Origin of the sequence: Vibrio sp. B1FIG11, from assembly GCF_905175335.1 — a bacterium.
Classification (GTDB): Bacteria; Pseudomonadota; Gammaproteobacteria; order Enterobacterales; family Vibrionaceae; genus Vibrio; species Vibrio campbellii.
This window is the reverse complement of the sequence record NZ_HG992752.1, coordinates 526,370-551,283: the sequence shown is the minus strand read 5'-3', so window position 1 is coordinate 551,283 and position 24,914 is coordinate 526,370. Positions and strand designations below refer to the sequence as shown.

7 protein-coding genes and 1 pseudogene are annotated in these 24,914 nt (G+C 46.1%); all 8 read right to left on the bottom strand.

The features are described 5' to 3' along the window. Window positions 1-328 precede the first annotated feature (328 nt). Complete coding sequence (locus tag KHO06_RS19270) at window positions 329-2,419, bottom strand: EAL domain-containing protein (protein ID WP_212583164.1); 2,091 nt, start codon at window positions 2,417-2,419, stop codon at window positions 329-331. Between the two features lie 323 nt (window positions 2,420-2,742). Next, on the bottom strand, window positions 2,743-3,591 hold the full coding sequence (locus KHO06_RS19265; RefSeq protein ID WP_038889132.1) for a mechanosensitive ion channel family protein: 849 nt from the start codon (window positions 3,589-3,591) through the stop codon (window positions 2,743-2,745). A 97-nt stretch (window positions 3,592-3,688) separates the two neighbouring features. Further along, window positions 3,689-4,594: an OmpA family protein gene (locus KHO06_RS19260; protein WP_212583163.1), complete on the bottom strand. Its 906-nt coding sequence runs from the start codon at window positions 4,592-4,594 to the stop codon at window positions 3,689-3,691. Window positions 4,595-4,603: 9 nt separating this feature from the next. Then, window positions 4,604-8,120, bottom strand: a pseudogene (locus KHO06_RS19255) (hypothetical protein). Between the two features lie 68 nt (window positions 8,121-8,188). Then, complete coding sequence (locus tag KHO06_RS19250; protein WP_244858465.1) at window positions 8,189-19,447, bottom strand: DUF11 domain-containing protein; 11,259 nt, start codon at window positions 19,445-19,447, stop codon at window positions 8,189-8,191. Between the two features lie 199 nt (window positions 19,448-19,646). Beyond that, entirely contained in the window at window positions 19,647-20,129 is a 483-nt protein-coding gene (locus tag KHO06_RS19245) for a DM13 domain-containing protein (protein ID WP_244858464.1), read from the bottom strand. 336 nt (window positions 20,130-20,465) lie between these two features. Then, complete coding sequence (locus KHO06_RS19240; RefSeq protein ID WP_212583162.1) at window positions 20,466-21,359, bottom strand: OmpA family protein; 894 nt, start codon at window positions 21,357-21,359, stop codon at window positions 20,466-20,468. Between the two features lie 29 nt (window positions 21,360-21,388). After that, on the bottom strand, window positions 21,389-24,904 hold the full coding sequence (locus tag KHO06_RS19235) for a hypothetical protein (RefSeq protein WP_212583161.1): 3,516 nt from the start codon (window positions 24,902-24,904) through the stop codon (window positions 21,389-21,391). Between the last annotated feature and the right edge of the window lie 10 nt (window positions 24,905-24,914).

Here is a 24,914-nt window from a genome sequence, read left to right as displayed (position 1 = left end):
TAAATCCATCAAAAAACGGCCTAGAAGCCGCTTAAGAAATTCGCCGCAATTAAATCCATGTAATTTGTTTCGTAATGAGGGAGAGTTTCGACAAGAACGTCGATGACGGTATCATTCGAGTAACAAAGCGTTGATCGTTCAACGTTGCGCATAGTCACTCAACAAAGGTAGCTACAGCCAACTTGTTGCTATTTAACAGAATGAAAGTGTGCCAGCCAAAACCCTCGACACCCTTCCATTCTGCTCAAACTCGTTGTTTCTTTGGTCAACGTAGTTTGTTATTTTGTTTGCTTATTAAGCAAGGAGGCGCACATTATCGCCAGCAAGTCTATATTTCCACTCGACTTTGTAATTGTGACGATAGAAATGGCTTTTCTTGCTGTTCGTCCAAAATGTCCAATAACGGAGCTGGACGAGCAAAGAAATAACCTTGCACTTTATCCACCTCACACGCTTTGACAAAGTCATACTCCGCTTGTGTCTCAACCCCTTCAGCCACCACCTCACAATGGGTGATATGACCCAGTTTCGCCACCAACTCGTAGAGATCCTTTCCTTTCTTATCGTTGGCATCCAGTAAGAGCGAGCGGTCAAGTTTGATCTTATCAAACGGGTATTTGAGCAAATGCGGGAACGAGGCATAGCCAGTGCCAAAGTCATCCATTGCAATACGAATGCCTTGAGCTTGCAGCGCTTCCATCGTTTTAATCAAGAATACCTTGTTGCTGAGAATCGCTTCTTCCGTGATCTCAATCTCCAGCCATTCTGGCGAGATACCGTAATGGGCCAAACGCGATAACAAATGCGGCACAAACTCTTCTTGCTCGATCGTCGCCACCGCAATGTTGATGGCAATACGACGATCTTTCGATAAGTTCATTTGCTGCATGTCTGCCAAGACTTTCTCAATCACCAGCTTATCCAGTAATGGCATCGAGTTAAGCATCTGGAAATCACTCACAAAGGTCGGTGGACATAACTTGCCATCTTTATCGATGTAACGCAGCAGAGCTTCATAAGAGAACTCGTTAATATTTTTCGTCGACTGCAGTTTTTGATAGAACATCACTAACTCCCCTTCGCGCAAAATCGTAGTTAAACGCTTCTGGGCTGTCGACTTACTGATGCTTGAGTTGTTCGATGCTTTTACATTACTTAGCAATGTTTTAAAGATAGAGCTTTCTATCCCAGAATAAGCCGTATTGGCACGGAACTGCGCTGAATATTTCCCTGCGTATGACAAGTAAAATGGCCGATAGATGAAAATACCCAAAACAATGATCAGCGCTTGCAAGATCGAGCCTTCGATTTGATTCCCCATTGCCATATAACCACTGAACAGTGGTGGCGTCATCCAGTTCACAATGTTTTCAACCGGCGGAACAAGACCCGATGAAATACATAAGAAGGTAATGACAAAACTCACTAACGGCACCAGCACGAAAGGGATGATCAAAATCGGGTTGAAGATGATTGGCAAACCAAACAACAACACTTCGTTGATGTTAAAAATAACCAGTGGCATTGCCGCCAGAGCCAACATCAAGTGGTTACGCTCTTTAGCAAACATCAACACACAGAGAAGCAAGCTGATCGAGTTCCCCGAGCCGCCCATCGACATAAATGCATCATAAAAACCTTGGCTGATGACATTCAGTGACGCATCTCCGGCTTGCCATGCCATCATATTCGCTTCGGTCGCGGCAAAGATCTGCTGCTTAATCGCGAACAACAAGTTGTGTCCGTTTATACCAATCGATCCGAGCAAGCCCAGCACGGTTTGGTAAATAAGACCACCTTTGAACGTCAACGGATCAACACCGAGTCCACGAACCGTACCACCAGCCAATGCCATAAAGATTGCCGTGAAATGGGACATCACGAGCGCAACAAGCACAAACAAGAAAAAGTGCACCACGTGCTTAAGCAGCCGTGATGAAAAATCGAGGGCTTGAGGCTCTAACAAACGTATCTTAAAGATGCTGCAGTAAACGTACGTCATTGTGGCACTCAATAGCGCCAACAGCGGGTTATTTGGCAACATGTACATCTGTGAAAGGCTGCCATTCTCTATGGAGATCAAATAGAACATGATCAACGAATAGATGATGAACACCGCACTAGAAACATTGGTTTTGTGGGAAAGGTAATAACCCGCCACCACACAGAATGCACTCGGGTACAAGTTGATCAGGATATCTGACACGTGAAACAGCAACTGGGACAAATCCATTAAACCAGTAAAACGGAAGACGTGCCCAAAAAATACTGCCAACGCATTAGAGAGAATCAAAGGCAGCAGTAGCAATGCGATCGACGCCAGGTCCGTTAAATAGGATTTGGACGCCGACTGCCACTGCCCCATCAATGCGAATAGACGTTGAGAAGGAGCAAATTTGATTTTAAAGCCAGTTTGCATGAAGCATCTTAATGATAAACGTGATAGAGATTCAGCGGTTTAATAAACAGCCATACGTGCAACCTTTACCGCGATGCCGTCGCTTCCATAGGAAACTAGCTATTGCGGTACGGACTATCTGAGTAGTCTTAATTGATGTTTTTATTATGTATTTTAAGCAACAAGCGGAAGTTGTCTGAGGGCAGATTGCGCGCGTAATTTAACGATTATATGCGCCTCGATCCATTAAGATATTTTATCGTGACGACAAATGAACAATAAAAATAACCCCCACCTTTGATTGGTGAGGGTTTACATTGAGCTGGTGATTATTGAGCGAGAACTTAATGCTCCGAGTTCATTGGAAATCGTTGCTCATAAAGCTCCATAAAGTCTTTGCGAATCAGGTGTTCTAAGTGGTTGGCTTTATCTGTCGGACAGAAAATCATGATGTGCACGATTTGCTCACCATTGATGTTGCTTGAGATATGGATATGCGGCTCAGCCCCCGGAAGATCGACACCAGCGTGCTTCTCGATCATCGCGTTATAACGGTGTGCAACATCAGCAAAATAACTGCAATGTTCGTCAATCTTATCAGTCAGTAACGGCAAAAGTGGGTATAGGTTGACGAAGTCTTTCACCACAACAGAAAAGTCATGGTAAACGTAACGCTTCATAAAGTTGAGGTTCTTCACTGGGTAGGTGAAAAACATACTGTTAGGCAACGTCGCGGTTTTCCCCGTGAAGTGGTATTGCCCATGGTGCAAGTCGATTTCTTGAATCACTGTCGCCATCATGTTGTGCTCAATCACTTCGCCACACAGCTTGCCGACTTCAATCCAGTCACCAATGCGAAATGAACGCGAACTGGCTCGTTGAATCGAACCGGTAAAACAAAGAATAATCTCTTTGGATGCAACAACAATCGCCACTGCAATAGCGGTAACGCTTAGGGCAAACTCGCTGATTTCTGATTGCCATAAGATGAACAACAGGATCAGCGTAAGCGCGAACGTGCCGTTTTTGGTTCTCGACATCCAGCTGCGTTGTTCTTCGGTAATGAAGGCATCGTCGCCACGAATTCGAGACAGAATCAAACGACGCAGAACAATGATGAACAGCAGGATTAATGCGGAAAATAAAATTTTGTGAGTGAGAAGAAAATCGACGACTAACTGCACTTTCTCCATTACCCGACTCCCTGTTTGGTTTGGATAGGTTGACCTTTGATGCTAACTATCGCTAAGAAAACAGATAGCTAGCTTGCGAGAGGACAACCTTACCAAATTATTCAGTCGGTTGTCCCAGTTCGCTCTCTTTAAATACGATAAACGCACGGCGGTTTAAAGCATTGGCTTCTGGAGATTCTTCGTTGATCACAGGTTGAAGCTCACCAAAGGCTTTTACTTCCCACACAAACTGCGATGGATCGAGTTTCGTTTTGAGGTACGCCACTACGGTTTGTGCTCTTCGCTCCGCCAGTTGTTCATTATAGGAGAGCGAGCCCACTTGGTCGGTATGACCAGCCACCATAATGCTACCTTCTAAACCTTGCAGTTTTGCGATGAAATCATCTAATTGTGAAAGGTCTTCCGATTTTAATTCCGACTTATCGAAATCAAAGTGTGGTGTCATCGTCATGTAGATCTTACGTTCTGGTTTTGGCGGCTCACAGAAAGGCATCTCTTCGTACTTCTTCGCCTCTTCAAACATCACGTAAGCACGACGGTTTTCGGCGCGAGCTTGATCCGATTTACCCAACGCTAGAGGCTGCGACTCACCAAAGTGCTTCACTTCCCAATCGTATTGCTCTGGGTTGAGTTGTTGCTGAAGATACGTCTCTACCGATTCAGCACGGCGCATAGACAGCTTCTCGTTATATTCGTCAGAGCCTTTAAAATCGGTGTGACCAACAATCGTGATGCGTCCGCTCAAGTCTTGAATATCCCTGATGAACGCATCTAAGCTTGCCGCATCGGCTTCACGAATGATGGATTTATCGAAGTCAAAATGTTCGGCAACCGCAATATGAATTTCACGTTGCGGCGCTAAACATTCACCGATCAGAAACTTGGAGACATTGACATCGGCAAACTTTTCTCGGTTCTCTTGGCTTACATACGCATCCGCCGAACAACCGGCCAACATTGCCCCTGCGATCATGCCGCTTAACAAACGAATCGTCGTTTTCATATCGCCCTCTTATAACTTACCAACTAGGTTAATGAACACGCCTGATGCGTCGTAATCGTCATCATTCGCTAGGTTGCCATCAAAGCCTGAGAAGTTGTAACCCACACCGACTTTGAAGTTGTCGCTCAAATGTTTGTTAACCGAAACCAATGCGCCCTGCTCTAGCTCGTCGTAGGTGCTGTCCGTCTTCCAGTGGTACTCACCAGTCACGTCCCAATCTTTCATAACACGGTAAGAGGCACTCAAACCGTAGAGAGAAATTTTGCTATCAACCGGAATGTCTTCGCCGGACTGACGAGTGAAGATTTCATGCTTGTCCTTATAAGCGTATTTCGCGCCTAAATCCCAGTTTGCATCCAACGAGTAAATACTTTCGATTTCGATGATATGACTTTCTTCATCTTTGTAATCCACATCGCGGTTAAGTTGGTCGAAGTCCACCAAATAGGTGTAGCGAGAGAGTACGTTCAAACGGTCGTTGTAGATTGGACGATATGCTAAACCTGCGGTCGACTCAATAAAACGAGCCAACACTTTATCGCTCGATTTGCTCTCTGAGCGTGAGTAGTTGAACTTACCAAACAAGGTGTACTCTTCCGTTAGATGATGTGTGTAACGGTTAGTCGTCACCCATTGGTCGACACGTTTTTTTATCTGGGTCTGCGGAATCATCGGTCTTGTCGACACGGTACTCGACTTTGTTCTTGAACAATACGTCATCGACATCGATGGATGTGCTCACACTCACGGCTTGGCGCTCTGTGGTGATCTTCTGGTCGTCTTCAATTTCGCCTTTTTGATAGCCAATCCCCATGTCGATGTCGTCGTTCATGTCGTAACCAAAACCAAACGAGTCAATACGACCTTTGCCGTTGTTCTCATCTACAAATTGGTTTTCTTGGTAGAAATCGACGGTTGAAGTCAGGTCTGCACGTTGGCCGACAATTACGTTGTTTTTGCCTTCGTAAGTGTCGTCTACGTAGGTTAAGTAGGTGCTGTAATCTTCCGTTACGTCATACGTCACGCTCGCTTCTGCGGCATCACCGCGATCACCAGTTGTGTATTCCGCGCCAACCACAAAGTCTTCTAGAATTCGCGTTTCACCACCTAGCGTGACGCTGTCGTTCTCATCGTATTCATCGGTTTGACCAACGGTTTTCTGGCCTTTGATATACACGTTGTTGTCGCTGTCCCAGATGTAGTCAGCACGTAGACCCGCTAACGTACCTTTGCCTTTTTCATCTTGGTTGTTTAGCTCTTCAACTTGTTTACCTGCCGCCGAGATCTTGATGTGTTTGGTGACTTTAACTTGGGTTTCCAATTCCGCTTGCTGGGTATCGGTTCGTAAATCACCATCGGATTCGCGCTCTTCAACCGAGGTAAAGCGTGTCTTCACAGCAACTCGGTCAGTGGCCTGGAAACGAATTTCAGTACCGTAAGACTCTTGCTCTAAGTCATCATCTTGGCTGGCAAAACTATAACCTGCATCTTTGGATTTGTACCAAGCTTTAACGTCGTTACCCACCGCAGAGAATACGTTTGGTGCTAAGTCGTAGAGGTTCATCACCCCTTTCACTTGGTAGATATCGCCTTCACGATCTTCCGCGTTACTGCCAATTGGGGTAAAGGTTAAACCGCCATCGAAAGAAACGTAGTTGGAATCGGTTTGACGACCTTTACTGTGTCCGAATTCGGCTTTCAAGTACGTCCCTTCTGATGCACGCAAGGTTAAGTCCGTGCCGTACGCTTCGTAATCTTGGTTGTCTTTTTCTTCGGTTTGGTAGTTTGCGCCCACACCAATGTAGTCGTTCACCCAACCTTTCACACGACCACCAGCGGTCATTGCGTCAAGCGCGTCACTGCCTTGAGGAACGTATTCGTAGTCCACCGAAAGGTAGTTGTCATAGCCAGATGCTGGTTGGTCGTTGATGACAGTGCCGAAGTTATCCGAAATGATATTGTTCAGCGGTCTGGTCAGAATGATGCGGCCTTGATACGGGTCGATTTCATAGTCACGTCCCGATTGCAGCGGCATTTCTTGCACAGTGATGCTACTGTCTGGGTCGACAACTTTCACCATTACTTTGTCACTACCCGGTACTACTTCACCATGACGCAAGAAGTACAACGAACCACCTGTACCGAGGAATTCATCGTGAGCGAAGAGTGAGTCAGATTCAGCCGCAAAGCCGACAATGTTTAGGCGATCTTCACCAAACTTGGTGGTTGAGCGCGTACGGTAATCCCCTTTGAAGCCGTATAAGCTACGGTTGTAATCGTTGTTGTCGGTGCCAGTAATGCCAGTGTTGTAGTTACCCCACAACACATTGGATTTGTCGTACTCAACGTTGAGGTAAACCTTACCTTTGGTGTTCACCACTTTGTAGATGTTGGAGCTATCACCATAGTTGCCGTAATACATCTCATCGTCGTCTTCGAGAATGTCGAATACGCTGGAGGAGTCAGAGGCAAACGGGTTCTTAAACATGTCTCGAACATCACTCTCTTTAGTATCAAAGTGAGTGGTAACTCTGAGTTTGTCGCCAAACTTACCCTGACCAAAGTACGCTAAACGTCCTTGGTTATAGATGTCATCTTGGTATTGCTCGTCGACGGCTAATGCGGCGGAGTTGCCCGTCACTTTGTTTTTACCGATGTAGAAATCCGCAAGACCCGCTTGTACCCAGTATTCATCAGGAATACGCACGTACAGTTGGTAACGGCGCTCTTCGCCGCTGTCGAATACCACACGAGTTGGGAACAGATACGCATCTGCTGGCAAGTATTGTTCTGCGTATAGCTCGCCCTCTTCCACATCAAACTCGTCTTCGCCAATCACGACTTTGTCGACGCCTTTTAGTCCCGTACCCATGAATCTAGCCAGACCAGCAGAGGTAGGAATGTTGTGACGCATCAACTGAGCTTTACCGAGCTTGCGGCTTTGCTCTTCTTCACCGTCGTTCTTATCGATATCAACTTCAGAATCTGGCTCGACCAGGTCAATCACACCAACCGTCGTCACGTCCATATTGCCGTCTTTATCGAAGGCTTTTAAACGGAACAACAACTGCGTGTTGGATTCAAATTGATACTCTTGGTCGGTCGTGCCATCCCAAACAATGTTGAAATCGTTCGCAAATTGCTGACCTTCAACCACTGCTAAAGGGTCAACCAAGCCACGGTCACCACCACGGAAGACTTCCAGTTGGTAATGATCAACGTAGTAGCTGAAGTTGGTTGTGATAGCGAAGCTCATTTCTTGCAATGGCTTGCCATCTTTCACTTCAACATCACTACTAATGCTCAGGTCGAGAACTGGGTCAAATCGCATGATGTCGCGGCTTACCCAAATCGCACCTTGGTCTAGGTAGATACGTGAGTTATCCGTTTGTTCGTGAGCTTTTACTTCAATACCCAGTGAGTCACTGTCAAGTTTCTCCAATTGGCTGGTGTCTTTCGCGTACGAAAGTATCGGCAACGCAGCCGCGATACACATTGTCAGTTTTGATTGTCTAAATCTAATCATAATAATCCTGCTTAACCGCTTGAGTGGTGGGCTGGGACTCACCCAGCCTGCGTCTGTACTGCGAACGGTTAATCATCCCCACTGCTTTGAATACTGAAGTTAAATTTCGTCAGTTTGTTTGGTGTGATTCGGCGTACTTTCGGGTTCTCACTGACCACCGTCATGCCTGTCGGTAGCGAGTCTGTGTCGACTTTGACCAAGAACTGCTTACCTTTTTTATTCAACACCCACTGATCTGGAACATGGTATCGACCATATTGGTCTGTCTCGATGATGATGCCTTCGACCGTTAGCAGTCGAACGCCTGGGATACCGTCTTCGTAAAGTCCTTTGTTCTCTACGATGATTTCCCATAAGTACATGTCACCATCTCGGTAGAGGTTTCTCACCACGTCGATGTTCTCTGCCGACAGACCTTTTTTCTTATCTCCTTTGTGCTTGGTAATCGCGTTACCTTGCTTATCGAACTCGATGTGCGTGCCGTTATCCGTTGTCACCTTGAACGAGAAACCTTGGCGAGTTCGTGTATTAAACTGGAACACCACTTTGTTGCTGTGTTCGAGCGTACGGTTACGGGATAGGCCGTACAGCTCATCGACTTCATAGCCTTTGTCCACACTCGACATAACAACGTCTTGGCCTTTGTGTTTCACCTTCACATCTTTAAGTTGGGTTTCAACACCATCTTGAGTAATAAAGGTTGAACCCGGTACGTAATCGCCCGCGGCAAGGTCAACATCAATGTAAATGTCATCTGCCGTTGCATCTGCTTGGAAGCCGTCACCGTTGTGGTCTTCGAACACCTTGCCGATGATTGAAGCGGTATCGAATACCTTATCTGGCATGACTTCAACCGTTGCACTGGCGAGGTTCGACTTCACAACGTAATTAGTCGTGGTGTTTTGTGCCGAGAAACTTTCTGCCGGTGGCGCTTCAGCCCATGCGGTGTTGGTGTAAACGCCAAAGGTGGCACCAACACTCACACGCATTAGGTAGCGGATACGTACCGCATCAGCGGTTTTCGAATCGCCCTTGCCGTAGATATTCATGTCGCCTACTTCGAAGAACAGTTGATTGGTCTTCGTTGGCTCTACGGTTATTTGGATATCATCCGAGGTATCAAAGACACCATCAGGACCACTGTTGACCACCTCTGTCGAGTCTGGGATGTAAGCAAAACCGCCCGGATAGCGGTCAACCAAACGTACACCAGTGAATGGGTTGTCGTTTTCATTAGTAATCACGACTTCGTATTCGACAACTTCACCGACGCTCGCCTCTGACTTGCTCGCTACCTTGGTCACTTTTAGCATGCCTTCGTTGTAAGCTTGCTTCTTAACCTTGATCGTGACGTTGGCGGAAGCGACTTCACCTGTCGACGCTTTCGCGGTAAAGACGTTCGTGAAGTTGTCATCAATGCCTTGGTTGATCTCACCTGTCACTACGATTTCGTATTCATTACCTTGGTACGCCTTCATAGTGTGGTTTGAATCGACATTGCTATCTGAATCGACAGAAACCACCACACCAGACTTAAGCTCAGTGATGGTCGCTTTCCATGTGGTGAACAATGGATTGCCGTTGTTACCAATAAGCTTGTCGATTTCATCCAACAGGTTGACGCTTTCTGCATCCGCAGAGCCTCGGTTGGTTGCCGTCATTGTGAAGGTAATTTCATCGTCGTCGTTGGTGTATTCCACTTTATCTGCCACCTTGGTCACCGACAAAATGATCGGCAATGGTTTGATAGTTGCGAAGTCATCCGCCAGAACATCGCGTTCTGACTTGTCGTAGGCATACGCGTGGTTAGTGATTTCTCCCATCGCATCCGCGTTGACAACACCTGTGATTTCAATGTCCAACTTATCGTTTGGCGCAATAATCACACGGCTATTCACATCCAAATTGTCACCTTGAATCTGTGGCAAGACGATGGTGCGGTCATCACTGTATGAGCTTGTCATGCTCCAACTAGTAAACGCTGGCGCTTCGGTGTCATGAATCGTATTCACCTTCAACTCAGAGATAATATCCTTAAGCACTATCTCTTCGGTAAACGAGCTAGATTCATTACTTAACACCACGTGGTAAGTGACGTTTTCACCCGGACGGTAATACTCATCATCGACGGTCTTCTCTAGTTTGACCGACTCTGGCATCGCCAATAGCATCGCGCTTGCTTCTTGAGTTTCACCGCGGAACAACGCACTTGCCGTGTTCTCAATCTCGCCCGTTGCGTACTGATTCACCAAGCCTGTGATAACGAACTCCACCTCATCATTCGCTGTTATGTTCAGCGTTGAATCAATGTCCGTATTTACACTCGGAATGTTTGTGATATCAGTATCGGAACTGCCCTTATTGACTTCGATACGCCAAGAGTCGAACGCTTTTACTGTGGTTCCATCCAAACGAACCACTTCTAAGTCACTGATGGCATCTTTCACTTCTACGCCAGTTGCCGGAACGGTTCCCTCGTTCTTCACTTTGACGCGGAACGTGGCTTCTTTGCCTGGTACGTAATACTCGGTGTCAGCGGTTTTCTCGATTGAGATACCTTGTGACTGAGGTTGAATAGTCGCACTCGATTGCTGCACAGTGCCATTCAAGTCCGCAATAGCCGTGTTGGTGATATCACTCGCTGCTAATGGGTTTGTTTTCACTGTAATGGTGAACTCAACAATATCGTGAGGTGCGATATCGATCACTGAGCGAATGTCTTGATTATCGACAGGCATTGGTGTGATCGTGGTACGACTGTCCGTGTTGGTCGTTTTAATCGTCCAGCTTTCAAACGCTCGCTCATTAACACCATAGATGTTGGTCGCTTTGATGCCTGATAGGATGTCATCCAATTCGATGTCGTTATCGAAACCATCGGTGCCGTTGTAAACACGAACATGGAACACCGCTTCCTCACCCGGAATATAGTTTGGTGACTCTGCGGTTTTCTCAATCCAAACTTCTTCAGGTAAGCTTTCTAGCGTTGCGGTTGCATCGAGGGTTGCTCCACCAAACTCTGCCGTTGCGGTATTCACGATGTTTGCAACCGCACTACTGTTCACCGTACCTGTGATGGCAAATTCAACCATGTCGCCTGGTGCGATATCAAGGTTGGTAGAAATATCACCATTTGGTCCCGGAACCGTTTCTATGTTGGTACGTGGGTCGCCTTTAGTGGTCACAATCGTCCAATCATTTAGCGCAGGCTCCATTGCACCACCTGAGGTTTCCACTTCAAGTGAAGATATGATGTCCTCGACTTTTACATCAGCCGCAAAGCCAGAACCATTGTTGGTCACCTTGACACGGAATGTGGAGAACTGCCCCGGCTGGTAATAACGCTCATCGGTGGTTTTCTCCAGAACGATATCACCCGGACGTGGCTTGATAGTGGCAGTTGCAGTCACATCTTTACTGTTGTGGTTCAATGTCGCTTGGTTAACGATGTCGCCCGTCGCTTCCGTATTGACTAAGCCAATAACGTAAAGGGTGATGGTATCGTTTGGAGCGAGATCGATGTTGTAATCAATGTTCTGATCGACGACGAGTGAGTTGGCGTCGACTGTGGTCAGCGAGCTTCCCGTTACGTATTGAACCGCCCATTGCAAGAAAGCTTGGTTCGCCGAGCCATCAATGGTGTTCACGGTGAGCGCACCAATTTCATCTTTCAGGTTAATGTCATTCGCGTAGCTGTTGCCTTCGTTGACAATTTTCAGGATGTAACCTGCCGCTTGGTTAGGGCTATAAAACTCTACCATTGGCTCTTTGGTGAAGGTTAAATCTGGTATCTTTGCCGTACTGGTGACTTCGGCTGTCTTGATCGTGCCGTTATAATCCACTGCAACTTGGTTGGTGACATCTCCTACGACTTCAGGATCTAGCTCCCCTTCTACGCTCAGAGTCACAACGTCATTTGGGCCAATATCCAAACTGCCGTCTATGAACTCCCCCGTCGCCGATGGGAACTTGGTTTCTCCCGTTTGTGAAGATGCATTGAAGAAGATGGTGCCAGATTCAAACGCTTTTACTGTCGCGCCAGTAATACTGCTCGAAGTGATGTCGTTTACAAAATCTTTGACTTGAACGTCATTCGCCCAGTTGGCTGTGGTGTTCTCAATCTTGATGGTATAAGTCAGCGTATCGCCTGATTCATATTGGCTCTTATCGACCGTCTTCTCGACGGTCAAATCAGCAGTAGCCGCCTTATAGGTCGCAGCCGCTGTTTGGGAGCCGCTTGAATCGCTCACTTCCACTACGTTGGTGATATCGCCAACAAGGTCCGCTTTGACGATACCTTCAACATGAAGTTTCACTGTGTGATCTGGGTGAATGTTGTAGCGGATTTGGTAGCCACTATCACCTTTGACCTCAGATCCTGTGATCGGCTTCGTTAAGTCAGGGACTGTACCCTCCACGCTCGTATAGGCATCAAACCAAGAGTCAAATGCACGAACAGGTAGCGTAGAACCCGCCTTCTCGGTTCGGATCGTTTTCCAAAGATCAGAGATCAACACATCCGTCGCGTAACCCTGTCCCACGTTTTTCACTTCAATATCGAAGCCAATGGTGTCGCCAGGATGGTAAATCGCAGGAGTGATTGAGGTAACCTTGGTTACTTCGAGACTTCCTGGCTCTGGAACAATGACTTTTTCTTTGAGGTTGTAGGTAAAGTAATTGGTCCCTGAGTTCAGTTTGCCTTGTAGTTGGTTTGTAAACTCACCAACCGCATCATCACGAACGTGGCCCTCAACTGTGATTAAGATTTCCGTGTAAGTATCATCTGCGGCTTTCCCGCCCATCTGAACGGTCACATCAATATCTGTGTTCGGAGCAATAGAATTAAGATTACTGATGTCTGTATAAGTAGGGTTGCCATCAGTAATCACTTGAGCACTGACCGTCCAATCCTTCAGAGCAACTTGCTCTGAGCCATCAGCCACTTCAACTTTGTAGTCAGAAATAATGTCTCGGATATCAATCAGCTCATTATTTGCCGTCTCGTTACGAACACGCATTTGATAGTGGATTTCAGAACCCGGCGTGTAGGTTGGTGTGTCTGTTGATTTTTGGGCAATAAGGCTCGACGTACCAGGATCTAAAACGACGGCATTACTATCAACACCATTGACTTTAGCCACGTTGGTAATCGTCCCCGTCGCATCCGCTGCTACTGTACCGTCAATTTCAAACACAACGGTGTCGCCTGGCATCAAATCGAACGCAGCATTCAGTGGTACGGTTCCTTGGTAGTTACCCGTAATTGAGAATCGATCTGCATCCGGTGCACTCACGATCGCAACGCTGTAATCTTTGAACGCAGGCTTACCATCAGATGTATCAATGCTGTTCAGTTCATCAACAATCGTCGCGCCATTAGTAATACTCTCACCCACGTTGGTCACGCTAACTTGGTATTGAACTTGACCGTTCGGGTTGTAGTGACAATCGGTACCCGTCGTTGATGGGAAAGTACATGTACCACTGTCTGCGGTTGTATTCAGAACTGCTTTTTCAAAGTCCAATACCGGCACTACTGGCGGAATGACATCCGTTGTATCACTGTGATTGCCCGCTTTACCCGTGTTTCCGTCAATATCACCTAGCGCATCTTGGCGAACCTTACCTTTAACCGTAAACTCAATAACTTCTTCTGGTGCAATATCAACGAGTAGGTCAAGATCGTCCGTCGCATCGTAAGGTTCAACGTAGGTGTCCTGCGTTCCTGTCGTGCCCGCAGAAGTGAAAACATGTGAAATGTTCGTCTCAGAAAATGCAGACTTAGTTGTACCGCCAATCACCTCAACACGAACATTAGAAACGATATCTTGAATAGCCGTTTGATCTCGCCACACAGGCTCCGTATTGGTCACGGTGAACTTATAGATCACCTCATCTTCAGGTTTGTAGGTGTCACCGGATACATAAGATTTGCCATCAATAGAGACAATTTCTTTACTGACTGAAAGGTTGCTACCCTCTGGCGTTACTTTTGCTGAATGGAAGTTGCTGCCATTGTATTTTGGTGTCGCAACAATTTGGTCAAGTGCGTCTTGGCGGATCTGTGACTCCATCACAAAGTCAATCCAACCACCAGGCGCAATCGACAGCGTAGAGATATCAATGTCCGCATTTGGACCACCAGTATACCCATCAATCAACGTGGTCGCTTCGCCAGAAGTTGTTGCGGTAACTGTCCATCCATACTGACCAAATGCTGGCAGAGTTTGAGAATCCGATTCGCCCGCGGCGTTTTGCGCAACACGCACTTTGACATTAGAGAACAGCTCTTTCAGTGATTTGTTGTACTCCAAGCCCTTACCATTGTTCTCAATCCGCAGGTGGTAGACGATCTTCTCACTGTCAGTCGTATGGTTGTATGTGGTCTTGTGTGTAGCAAGCGTTGTATCTGTATACGCTTTATGCGTTTTAGAGATACTTGCTGGCAGCATACTCACTGGCTCGGATGGTAAGTTATGACTGTTATCAACGACCGCAACGTTCAGGATTTGCCCTACTGCTTGCTCGCTGATCTTCGCTTTAATGGTGTACTTAACAAAGGTGCCACCAGCAACAAACTCGTTTGCTGCAAGATCGAAGCTAGTATCAATGTCAGCATTGTTGACGACTTTGCCGGCATTGCTGATCGTACTAGCATCGACGCTGGTCGTTATCGTCCATGAATCAAATGCACGCCCTTTAACACCGCCAAAATAGTCAGTTTTAATTTTGCTGATTTCATCTTTAATTGGCATCTGATTGATGTGAACATTGTTCAGGTTCTTCAATAAGATTTCGTATTCGATGTAACCACCAGGCGTGTATCCACCGCTTAACTCAGTTGTGCCATCCTGATCGTAGATTTTGGTGACATGTTTAGAGAAGTCGTACTTCTCTGCAGAGGCTTTGGTCTCCGCACTGACCGTATCGCCATCAACCGTTAATAAGTTCAGAATGTTGCCCACTGCGTTATCATTGACTTTTGCAGTCACGACATACTCAATCTTGGTACCCGTTGGAATGGAGGCGTGGGTATCGATATCGACGTTATCCGCAATTTTGCCATCGAGATCTAGAATCGCTTTACTGCTGCCACTCACAATGCGTGGCGCTACCGTCCAGCCTGAATCAAATGCTTTATCATTAGTGCCATCAATAAGGTCAACTTTAATCTCAGACAGTCGATCAATTACCGGAATGTTATAAGCGTTACCTTTACCATCGTTTTCAATTGTTAAGCGGTAAACGAGCGGTTGCCCTGGCTCATAGCTTGCTTGGTCAACTGTTTTACTAAACGAAAGGTGGTAGCTATTTGGAACGACAGTAATGCCGCCAATCGTAATCGTACCGACCGCATCTTCACGGACTACACCCTCAACCTGATAGGTAACGGAGTCTCCGCCTGCTACATCGATTGTGGTCGTAATGTTTTGGTTGTCAGCAACCGTGCCGTCCAAGGTGCCATCTGTAGTACCATTTCCGCCGTTAGTATCGTCTTTGCTGACATCAACGCTAAAGCCGGCTGCAAACGGGGTTGCCGTGGTTCCATCAAGAAGCTGAGTCGTTACACCCGTGATGTTTTCGTTTACACCGTGGTCATTCACGTAGCCCGTTTGCGAGGAGATAGTAACTTGGTAGGTAAGCGTATCACCCGGTGAATAGAAGTTGGATTCCACACCGTTAACCAGTAACTTTCTAACGACATCGCCGCCGTTGTACGCACGCTCCATCTCATGGTGGGACACGTGAGACTCTTCGGTTACTTGACCAAAGTCACGGTATACATAAGCATCATTTTCAATTTTGTTGTTCAGGTTCCCCATTGAGTCTTGAGAACCAATGACATTATCTTTAACTCGCGCTTTGATTCGGAAAGTACGAAGTTCTCCGGCCTCAAGTGTCATTGTGTTAGACGCGTCACCCGGTGGGTAGATGAAATCATCATTCGTTTGTGGCTGGAAACCAGCGCCATCATCGTAATCAAACTGCCAGTATTCAAATGGCTTCTGGTTTGGGTAGTCTGCGTAGTGGTTATCTTTTTTGTTAGCAAGAACCGAACGAATTTCATTCAATAAATCGACAACTTTTAGACCAACTTCTGGGTTAGCACCGTTGTTTAGGACACGAATTTCATAGGTCACATCATCGCCAGGGATAAAGCGGACTTTATCGGCGGTCTTCAAAATAGAAACGTTGAGTGAATCCCCCGTCTTACTACCAATTTGTGCAGAGGATGATTGATTTAGATTGGTTGAAGGATCATATATCTCTGCCGTATTAGAGATTTCATCTTCGACATAGTCGTCTTTAACTTTACCGCTAATGGTATAAACGACAGCGCCTTCTGCTCCATTGATTCGAGGATCTAGATCAATGTAGCTATTGATGTTGCCGTTATTTGGAAAGCCTGACTTTTCGCCTTCATAACTACCTGTTTTAAAAGGAGAGTTATTCGAGTCAGTAGACGCTGTAATTGTCCATTCTGAGAATGCATTTAGGCCGATAATATCGTCTGTCACATGCACTTCGTTGGCATAACCTGGGCCCGTGTTCAAAATTGTGACATTGAAGCTCACCCACTGACCTGGAACAAACGCATTATCGGGCGTGGTTTTAGCAACAATCACTTTCGGGTCGTGAGGATAAACCACGACCGTGTCAGAAGCTGAGTTCTGAATGCTTGAGTCTGGTGTCTTTATTTCCGCAGTATTATCAAACCGAGTAAATAGGATTTCATCTTCGTTAGTTCGGTCGATTTGCGCAACGATCGTGTACAGCACTTCAACGTTTGGTGGGATCTGAGCGGTGGTATCTAAGTCTGTATTATCAGCGAACGTGCCGACATATGTATAAGCTGGATTCCCGTTGAGTATAGAATCATCAGAGATAATCTCGGCGCTGATCGTCCAAGATTTAAATACCGCTTTCGTTTTTCCATCCGGCTCTAAAACACCCGCAGTAATTGTTGATAATACATCTTTCACCGCAACGTTTGTCGCAAAGCCGTTTTCTTTGTCATTTTTAAGGCTGATTTGGTAAGTCACCTCAGTATCAAGCTTAGAGTACGCGGTTTGATCACCATGGAAACCTTTATCGGTATTGGTCTTAACGCGCTTATTAAGCTCGATGGCAAAGTCACGCGGGTCGGAGCCGCGGTCAGCATAAACAGAGCCATCCACTGTCACTTCATTAGAAATGTGGCCATTTGCAAGAGGAGCTGTCTTTGCAACTATGGTGTATTCGATATAAGAATGAGGCTCAAGTGTCGCGATAACATTCAAATTATTAGGATAATTCACTTCACCCGAGATACCGGTATCAGAAGCGGTCGCAGCAGTGCCATCATCTTTAAAAGCCGCAGCCGTAATCTTCCAATCCGAGTATGCTTCGATATCACCGCCATAAATGTCTTTTGTTGTTACTGAGTGGAGGTCATCTAAAACCTGAACTTGGTTTGCAAAACCATCGCCATCATTGGTCACTGTGATGGTATAAGTCAGCGCCTGCCCTGAAGAGTAGAAACGGCTGTCGACGTCTTTACTTGCACGTAAGTTATCGTCTGGAGTTTGAACACCCGACCCCTCTTCTGTGACATTATCGTTAGAACAACTTGGATTGTTATCAAGAATTAAGCCCGTGCTAGTATCATTCGTTTTGGCCGTCAGTTTGTACTTGATGGTTTTACCCGGCGCGATGTCTGGCGTAAGCGAAAGCGGACTGGACGTCCAAGTTCCATAGCTAAAAGATCCCGGATCCGAACCTATCGAGTCCTCACCAGAAATGACATCAACTTTCCACTTTTCAAAAGCCTGGCCATCCCCAGCACCACCCGCTTGCTCAGTAATCACACATGTTAAGTTATCTTGAACCAGAAGGTTGTTCGCGAAGTACTTTGAAGAGCCATTGGTGACTGTAATTTCATACTCAATTTCTCCACCAGGTACGTATTCAGACGCTGATGTGGTCTTCGTAATTGAAATATCTGAGTCCGTTACGGTTAACACTTTTTCTGCATCAACCGTGCTGGAGATTGTCGAGTTTTGTACCAATGAACCTGATTCATCCGTGACTGAAGCCGTAAAACCTTGCAAAGTGCTGATGGTGATTGAGGTTAAAGTTGCTTTAATTTGATAGGTGATTGACTCACCCGGGTAGATAGAAACGGTATCGTCGAAGTCCACATCCGTTTGTGGGCTACCTTGGTAGTCTGAGAGTGAGTTACTGCCGATGCCTGAAACCGTGATGTTCCAAGTAGCAAATGGATTCCCATCTACATCGGTGTTGTTGTATGAAGGAGATAAGTTGTTGGCGAGACCATTGCTACTAACTAAATCGTTAATATTCTGTTTTACGTGGTAATTATGAGCAATTGCGCCACCGTTGTTCGTCACCTTCAACTCAAAATCGACCTCACCATTAATCAAATATGGCGACGTTGAGTTGATTGTATGCTCGAGTTCGATATCAGGATCTGCCGGAGGGGTGGAAAGCGCATTACTGTCGACATTTCCGGCACGAGTAGTGGAAGTCGCTTGAGTATCAATGTTGGAGAGCAGATCGGATGCAACCGTCGCGGTGATAGTGTAAGTGATGTAGCCACCGACAGAGATCTCCGCGTCAGTGACAGATAAATCGCCAGTAGTCGCAAACGTACCCGCATTACTGCCAGACGAAGCTACCGCGCTGATCGTAACGTTACTAAATGCATTCCCTGTCGAACCATCGAGCTTTTGTCCTACGAGAGACGCAAAGTCTTGCTCAATATCTAAACCTTTAACAGCATAACTGCCATTGTTGGTTGCGGTTAAAGAGTAAGTGAGCGTGCCACCGACGTTATATTCCTCAGGGGATACAAAAGCATCGAGAGTATAATTATATTCAGCAGGTTCGAAGGTAACGGTATCAGTATTGGTAAAAGTGGTTTCTGTGCCAGAAACCGTCCCTTTTACTTCGGTACCGCCCAGCGTAATGCTCTCCGCCGCATCGTCAGAAACCCTTGCTTCTATTTGATAGGTAATACGACCAAATGGAAGTAAGTTCGCTCCAGTAACACTGAGGTTACTGTCACTTGAGGTATAAGAGCCAGGGTCTGTGCCTAATGTATGAGAATCCGATATGGTCAAACTGTTGAAAGCTCTATTCGAACCAGACATTACATCCCAAATCGCATTGGTCACGGAGACATCACTGATAGTGCTCGCTGTCGTATTTTTTACTTCAACAGAGTACGTAATGACGGCACCGTTTTCATAAGGTAACCCAATAGTGGGACTGGTAGATATAACGATTTCACCTGCAGCCAAAGCTTGAAGAGGAAATAAAGCCATCAGTAAGAATAGGGCTAGATAACGTTGAACAATTGGCACAATACTTTTCCAACTCATACAAAATATTAATTATTCATCCATTTATGACAAAGCTAACGATAGCGTCAAAAACAAAGCGCCGAAATATTGGCGGCAGATGGTTTTGCTTTGTCACGTTTCTGTCATTTTTAATGCGGCATCCGTTAAAACTTTTTGACAGTCAGTTCTGATTCAGTTTTGCGACAGATTCGAGCTTCGCGGAGGTAATAAACTCACCAAATGTTTCACACCAAACAATAACGGTCGTGTAGTTGTCTAAAGGCAGATCTTGAGGAAGAGTGACCATAAAACGGTCAAATGTTTTCACGTCACCGACATTAATCATTTGCGCCTTCAATCGATTGAAATCGGCTTCCGTTTCAACAAATGTTGGAGAGAGATACACTTTATAATCCGGACCAGGAGCTAACTCACCTTGAAACGCAATGGTGTCCTCAGTTAACCAAATCTCGCCTTCACCCCAGTGCAAGAAATCACTGTCAGTTCGATTACGATCGAAAGTCCCCTGGTACAGCACACCTTGAGTAGATTTGGAGATAACAGAAATATCCGGAGAGTCCGGTTGGATAAGAATAGGTAAGGCGTAAATACCCGCAGCAAAACCAGCCAAAACACATAACGTGTGGCTTACAAGGAACAAAATCTATTTCATAATTATTTACCTAGCTTTAGCTAATACGACGTCATTGATAAATTTAGTCCATAAATCTCGCTAAATCAGTCAATTACTCAAAACTAAGAAATTTCCTATATGATTTTCAGGGCAATATCACACTTCGAATTATTATATTAAGACTTTCAATACCTAAACCAAAAGAGAGCCAACCAAGGAAGTGCAACTAATGGAAATGATCATGAGAAAAGTTTTGCTAGTGGAGAGGAAAAATTGAAAGGAATAATAGGAAAAACTAAAAAGCCAGCCTTTAATTTATCTGATTAAAGGCTGGCTTTTTGACAAAGGCTTAAGCTGGGTGATTGGTTACTCTATCGAACCTTCCTTGAACACTATAAAAGCTCGGCGGTTGAGTGCATTGGCCTCTTCAGAACGTTCGTCGATAACCGGTTGTAGTTCACCAAACGATTTCACTTCCCATAAGAATTGCGATGGGTCGATTTTGGTTTTCAAATACTTCACCACTTCAGATGCTCGGCGCTGTGCCAACTTCTCGTTGTATGACAGCGAGCCAATTTGGTCCGTATGGCCCACAACCAGAATACTACCCTGCAAGCCTTGTAACTTATCAGTGAAGCTGTCTAATTTGGCTAAATCTTCCGGTTTCAGTTGGGACTTATCGAAATCGAAGTGCGGCGTCATCGCCATGTAGATTTTGCGATCCGGCTTTGGCGGCTCACAAAATGGCATTTCTTCGTATTTTTGTGCTTCTTCAAACACGACATAAGCTCGGCGGTTTTCAGCACGATCCTCATCGGTTTTACCTAGCGCTAATGGTTGCGTTTCACCGAAATACTTCACTTCCCAGTCATAATGGTCTGGGTCGAGTTTTTCTTTCAGGAAGCTCTCCACTGATTGAGCACGGCGCAGCGACAAGGCTTCGTTGTATTCCAGTGATCCTTTGTAATCGGTATGACCAACAATGGTAATTCGACCGCTTAAACCTTCGATTTCATGCACGAAGGCATTCAAACTCGTCGCATCTACGTCTCGAATGTTGTACTTATCAAAAGCAAAGTGCTCTGCCACAGCAATGTGAATTTCTCGCTCTGGCGCTAAACATTCGCTGATTAAGAATTTCGATACGTCCAAGTCGGTAAACTTGTCTCGGTTCTCTTGGCTTACGTAAGTATCGGTGGCGCAACCAGCGACAAGCAGCGTGCCCACTACCCCACCAAGAAGACGAAGGGTTGTTTTCATAAATTCCTCTCACTCATTCACGGATGGGGTTATAACTTACCAACCAAGTTGATGAATACGCCTTGTGCGTCGTAGTCATCATCGTTGGTTAAGTCGCTATCAAAGGCAGAGAAGTTGTAACCAATACCGACTTTGAAGTTGTTGCCGATGTGCTTGTTCACTGACACCAAGGTACCATGTTCTAACTCATCATTTAAGGTGTCCGTTTTCCAGTGGTATTCACCAGTGACGTCCCACTCTTTCATTACTCGATAAGAGGCACTTAAGCCATACAGATCAATGTCACTTTTGATGATTTCGTTTTTACCGGATTCACGCGCAAAGACTTCTTCTTTGTCTTTATGTGCGTATTTCGCGCCGACATCCCAGTTTTCATCGATGCTGTAAATCGCTTCGACTTCGATGATTTGACTGGTTTCATCTTGGTAATCCACATCACGGTCTAGTTGGTCATAATCCGCAATGTAGGTATAACGGCTCAATAAGTTCAGACGGTCGTTGTAGATTGGACGGTACGCTAAGCCACCTGTTGCTTCGACAAAGCGCGCCATAGTCTCACCTGTAGTTTGACTCTCAGTAATCGAGTAGTTGTACTTACCAAACAAGGTGTGCTCTTCCGTTAAGCGATGCGTGTAACTGTTGGTCGTCACGATCTGCTCCAGCTCTCGCTGTGCGACATCGGGATCGTCTTCGTTCTTGTCGACACGGTATTCCAGTTTGTGACTCAAGTTGATGTCATCCAAATCGATTGACGCGTTCAAACTGACGGATTGTCGCTCAGTAACTTGGTTTTCATCGTCTTCAATTTCACCTTGTTGATAACCAATGCCCATTTCGACATCGTCCGTCACGTCATAACCAAATCCGTAGGAGTCGATACGGCCGTGGCCATCGTTTTCATCGACAAATTGGTTCTCTTGGTAGAAATCCACACTTGAAGTTAGGTCAGCACGTTGGCCAACAATCACGTTGTTTTCACCTTCGTAGTTGTCATCCACGTAAGTGACATAGGTAGAGTGGTCGTCAGAGACATCATACGTCACCGTCGCTTCGGCAATTTCGCCACGATCACCAGTGGTGTACTCACCGCCCAGTGATAAGTCTTCCAACACGCGGAACTCAGCACCAACAGAAACGCTGTCGTTATCGTCGTAGTCGTCCGATTGGTTCATGGTGGTTTGGCCTTTGACATACACGCTGTTGTCGCTGTCCCACATGTAATCCAAACGTAAACCCGCCAAGGTTGCGTTACTTTGCTCATTAGCTTGGTTTAGCTCATCCACCTGTTGGCCTGCTGCCGACAGCTTGATGTGCTGAGTCAGTTTAAATTGGGTTTCTAACTCAATGGTCTCAGAATCTGTTTTCAGATTGCCATCCATATCACGCTCTTCGTTGGCAGAAAAACGCGACAACACAGCAATACGGTCATTGGCTTGCAGACGCAATTCCGCCCCATACACTTCTTGCTCAAGGTCGTCGCTGCTGCTTGCATAGCTGTAACCGGCGTCTTTATCTTTGTACCAAAGTTTGACGTCGTTACCGACCGCACCGAAGATGGTCGGTGCCAAGTCATACAAGTTCGCAACTGCTGTCACTTGAATGCTGTCACCTTCGCGGTCTTCTAGACTGTCACCAATCGGCGTAAAGGTTAAACCACCATCGTACGAGACAAAGTTCGACTCGGTTTGTCGGCCCTCACTGTGAGCGAATTCCGCTTTAATGAACGTCCCTTCCGTCGCACGAAGCGTTAAATCAGAGCTGTAAACTTGGTAGTTTTGGTTGTCTTTCTCTTCCGTCGCGTAGGTGACGCCAAGGCCGATGTAGTCATTCACCCAGCCTTTCACACGGCCGCCGTAAGACATCGCATCCAGAGAGTCAGAGCCTTGTGGTACGTATTCGTAGTCCACAACCAGATAGTTTTCGTAATCGTCGTTGCCTTCAATCACGCTGCCGAAGCTATCAGACATGATGTTGTCTAGCGGCTTAGTCAGGATAATTCGGCCTTGGTATGGGTCGAATTCATAGTCACGCCCCGGCTCTAGTGGCACTTCATTTTGCGTTAAGCCGCTTTCATCTACGACCCTAACGTAAACCTTGTCACTGCCTGGTACTGCTTCGCCGTGACGCAAGAAGTAAAGCGAGCCGCCAGTGCCAAGAAATTCATCGTGTGCATACAGAGAATCTGCTTCTGCTGCAAAACCAACGATGTTCAATCGGTCTTCACCGTATTGAGTGGTATCGCGAGTGCGGTAGTCCGCTTTAAAGCCATATAAGCTACGGTTGTAATCGCTAGTTTCTGTGCCTGTGACACCCGTGTTGTAGTTACCCCACAAGTACTGCGATTTGTCGTATTCTACATTTAGGTAGACTTTGCCCTTGGTATTGACCACTTTCTCGATGTTTGAGCTGTCGCCATAGTTGCCGTAGTACAACTCGTCATCGTCTTCCAGAATGTCAAACACGTCTGAATCTTCCGATGCAAACGGATGCTTAAACATGTCTTTCAGTTCACTTTCTTTGGTGTCAAAGTGGGTAGTAATACGCAGCTTGTCACCAAACTTACCTTGGCCAAAGTACGCCAAACGACCTTGGTTATAGATGTCATTTTGGTATTGATCATCGACGCCAAGCGCTGCACTGTTGCCTGATACGTTGTTCTTACCGATGTACAAATCCGCCAAACCAGTTTGTGCATAGTAAGTGTCTGGGATACGCACGTAGAGTTGGTAACGGCGCTCATCGCCATTATCAAACACGACTTTGGTTGGGAATACATACGCGTCGGTAGGTAGGTACTGCTCAGCGTATAAGTTGCCATCTTCAACGTCGAATTCGTCTTCACCAATGATAACTTTATCAACGCCTTTAAGGCCGGTACCAATAAACTTCGCTAGACCTGCGTCGGTCGGAATGTTGTGACGCATCAACTTAGCTTGGCCATAGCTGCGGCCTTTGCCTTCTTCGTCTTCGTTGTCGTTTCGGTCGATGTCCACTTCTGCATCCGGACGGACGAGATCCGTCACACCTACAGTAGTGACATCCATATTGCCGTCTTTGTCCCATGCTTTTAGTCGAAACAGCAGCTGGCCGCCAACATCAAACTGGTAGTCTACCTCTGTAGTGCCGTCCCAGTTGATGTCAAAGTCGTTGGCCAACTTATCGCCTTCCAGCACAGCAATCGGTTCAGACAAACCAAAATCACCCACACGGTAAACTTCAAGTTGGTATTTTTTGATGTAGTAGCTGTAGTTAGTGGTGATAGTGAAACCAACGCTATCGCGCAGCGTACCCTCTTCCACCTCCAGCTCATCACTGACGCTTACATCCAGCACTGGGTCAAATCGCGTGATATCACGACTCGCCCAAATGGCACCTTGATCTAAGTAAATACGCGATGCGTCGTCTTCTTGTTTTGGTGTTTCAACCGTGATGTCAGTGGTTTCTGACTCGAGTTTTTCTAGTTTGCTGGTATCGGCTGCTATGCCCATCATCGGCATGGCAGACATAACACAGGTAGCTAAACGAGACTTACTAAATACTTTCATACAAATTCCA

What these genes read in the sequence shown, in the direction of transcription:
- KHO06_RS19270 (WP_212583164.1), bottom strand. Translation starts at nt 2,419, where the DNA reads ATGCAAACTGGCTTTAAAATCAAATTTGCTCCTTCTCAACGTCTATTC.
- KHO06_RS19265 (WP_038889132.1), bottom strand. Translation starts at nt 3,591, where the DNA reads ATGGAGAAAGTGCAGTTAGTCGTCGATTTTCTTCTCACTCACAAAATT.
- KHO06_RS19260 (WP_212583163.1), bottom strand. Translation starts at nt 4,594, where the DNA reads ATGAAAACGACGATTCGTTTGTTAAGCGGCATGATCGCAGGGGCAATG.
- KHO06_RS19250 (WP_244858465.1), bottom strand. Translation starts at nt 19,447, where the DNA reads ATGGCTTTATTTCCTCTTCAAGCTTTGGCTGCAGGTGAAATCGTTATA.
- KHO06_RS19240 (WP_212583162.1), bottom strand. Translation starts at nt 21,359, where the DNA reads ATGAAAACAACCCTTCGTCTTCTTGGTGGGGTAGTGGGCACGCTGCTT.
- KHO06_RS19235 (WP_212583161.1), bottom strand. Translation starts at nt 24,904, where the DNA reads ATGAAAGTATTTAGTAAGTCTCGTTTAGCTACCTGTGTTATGTCTGCC.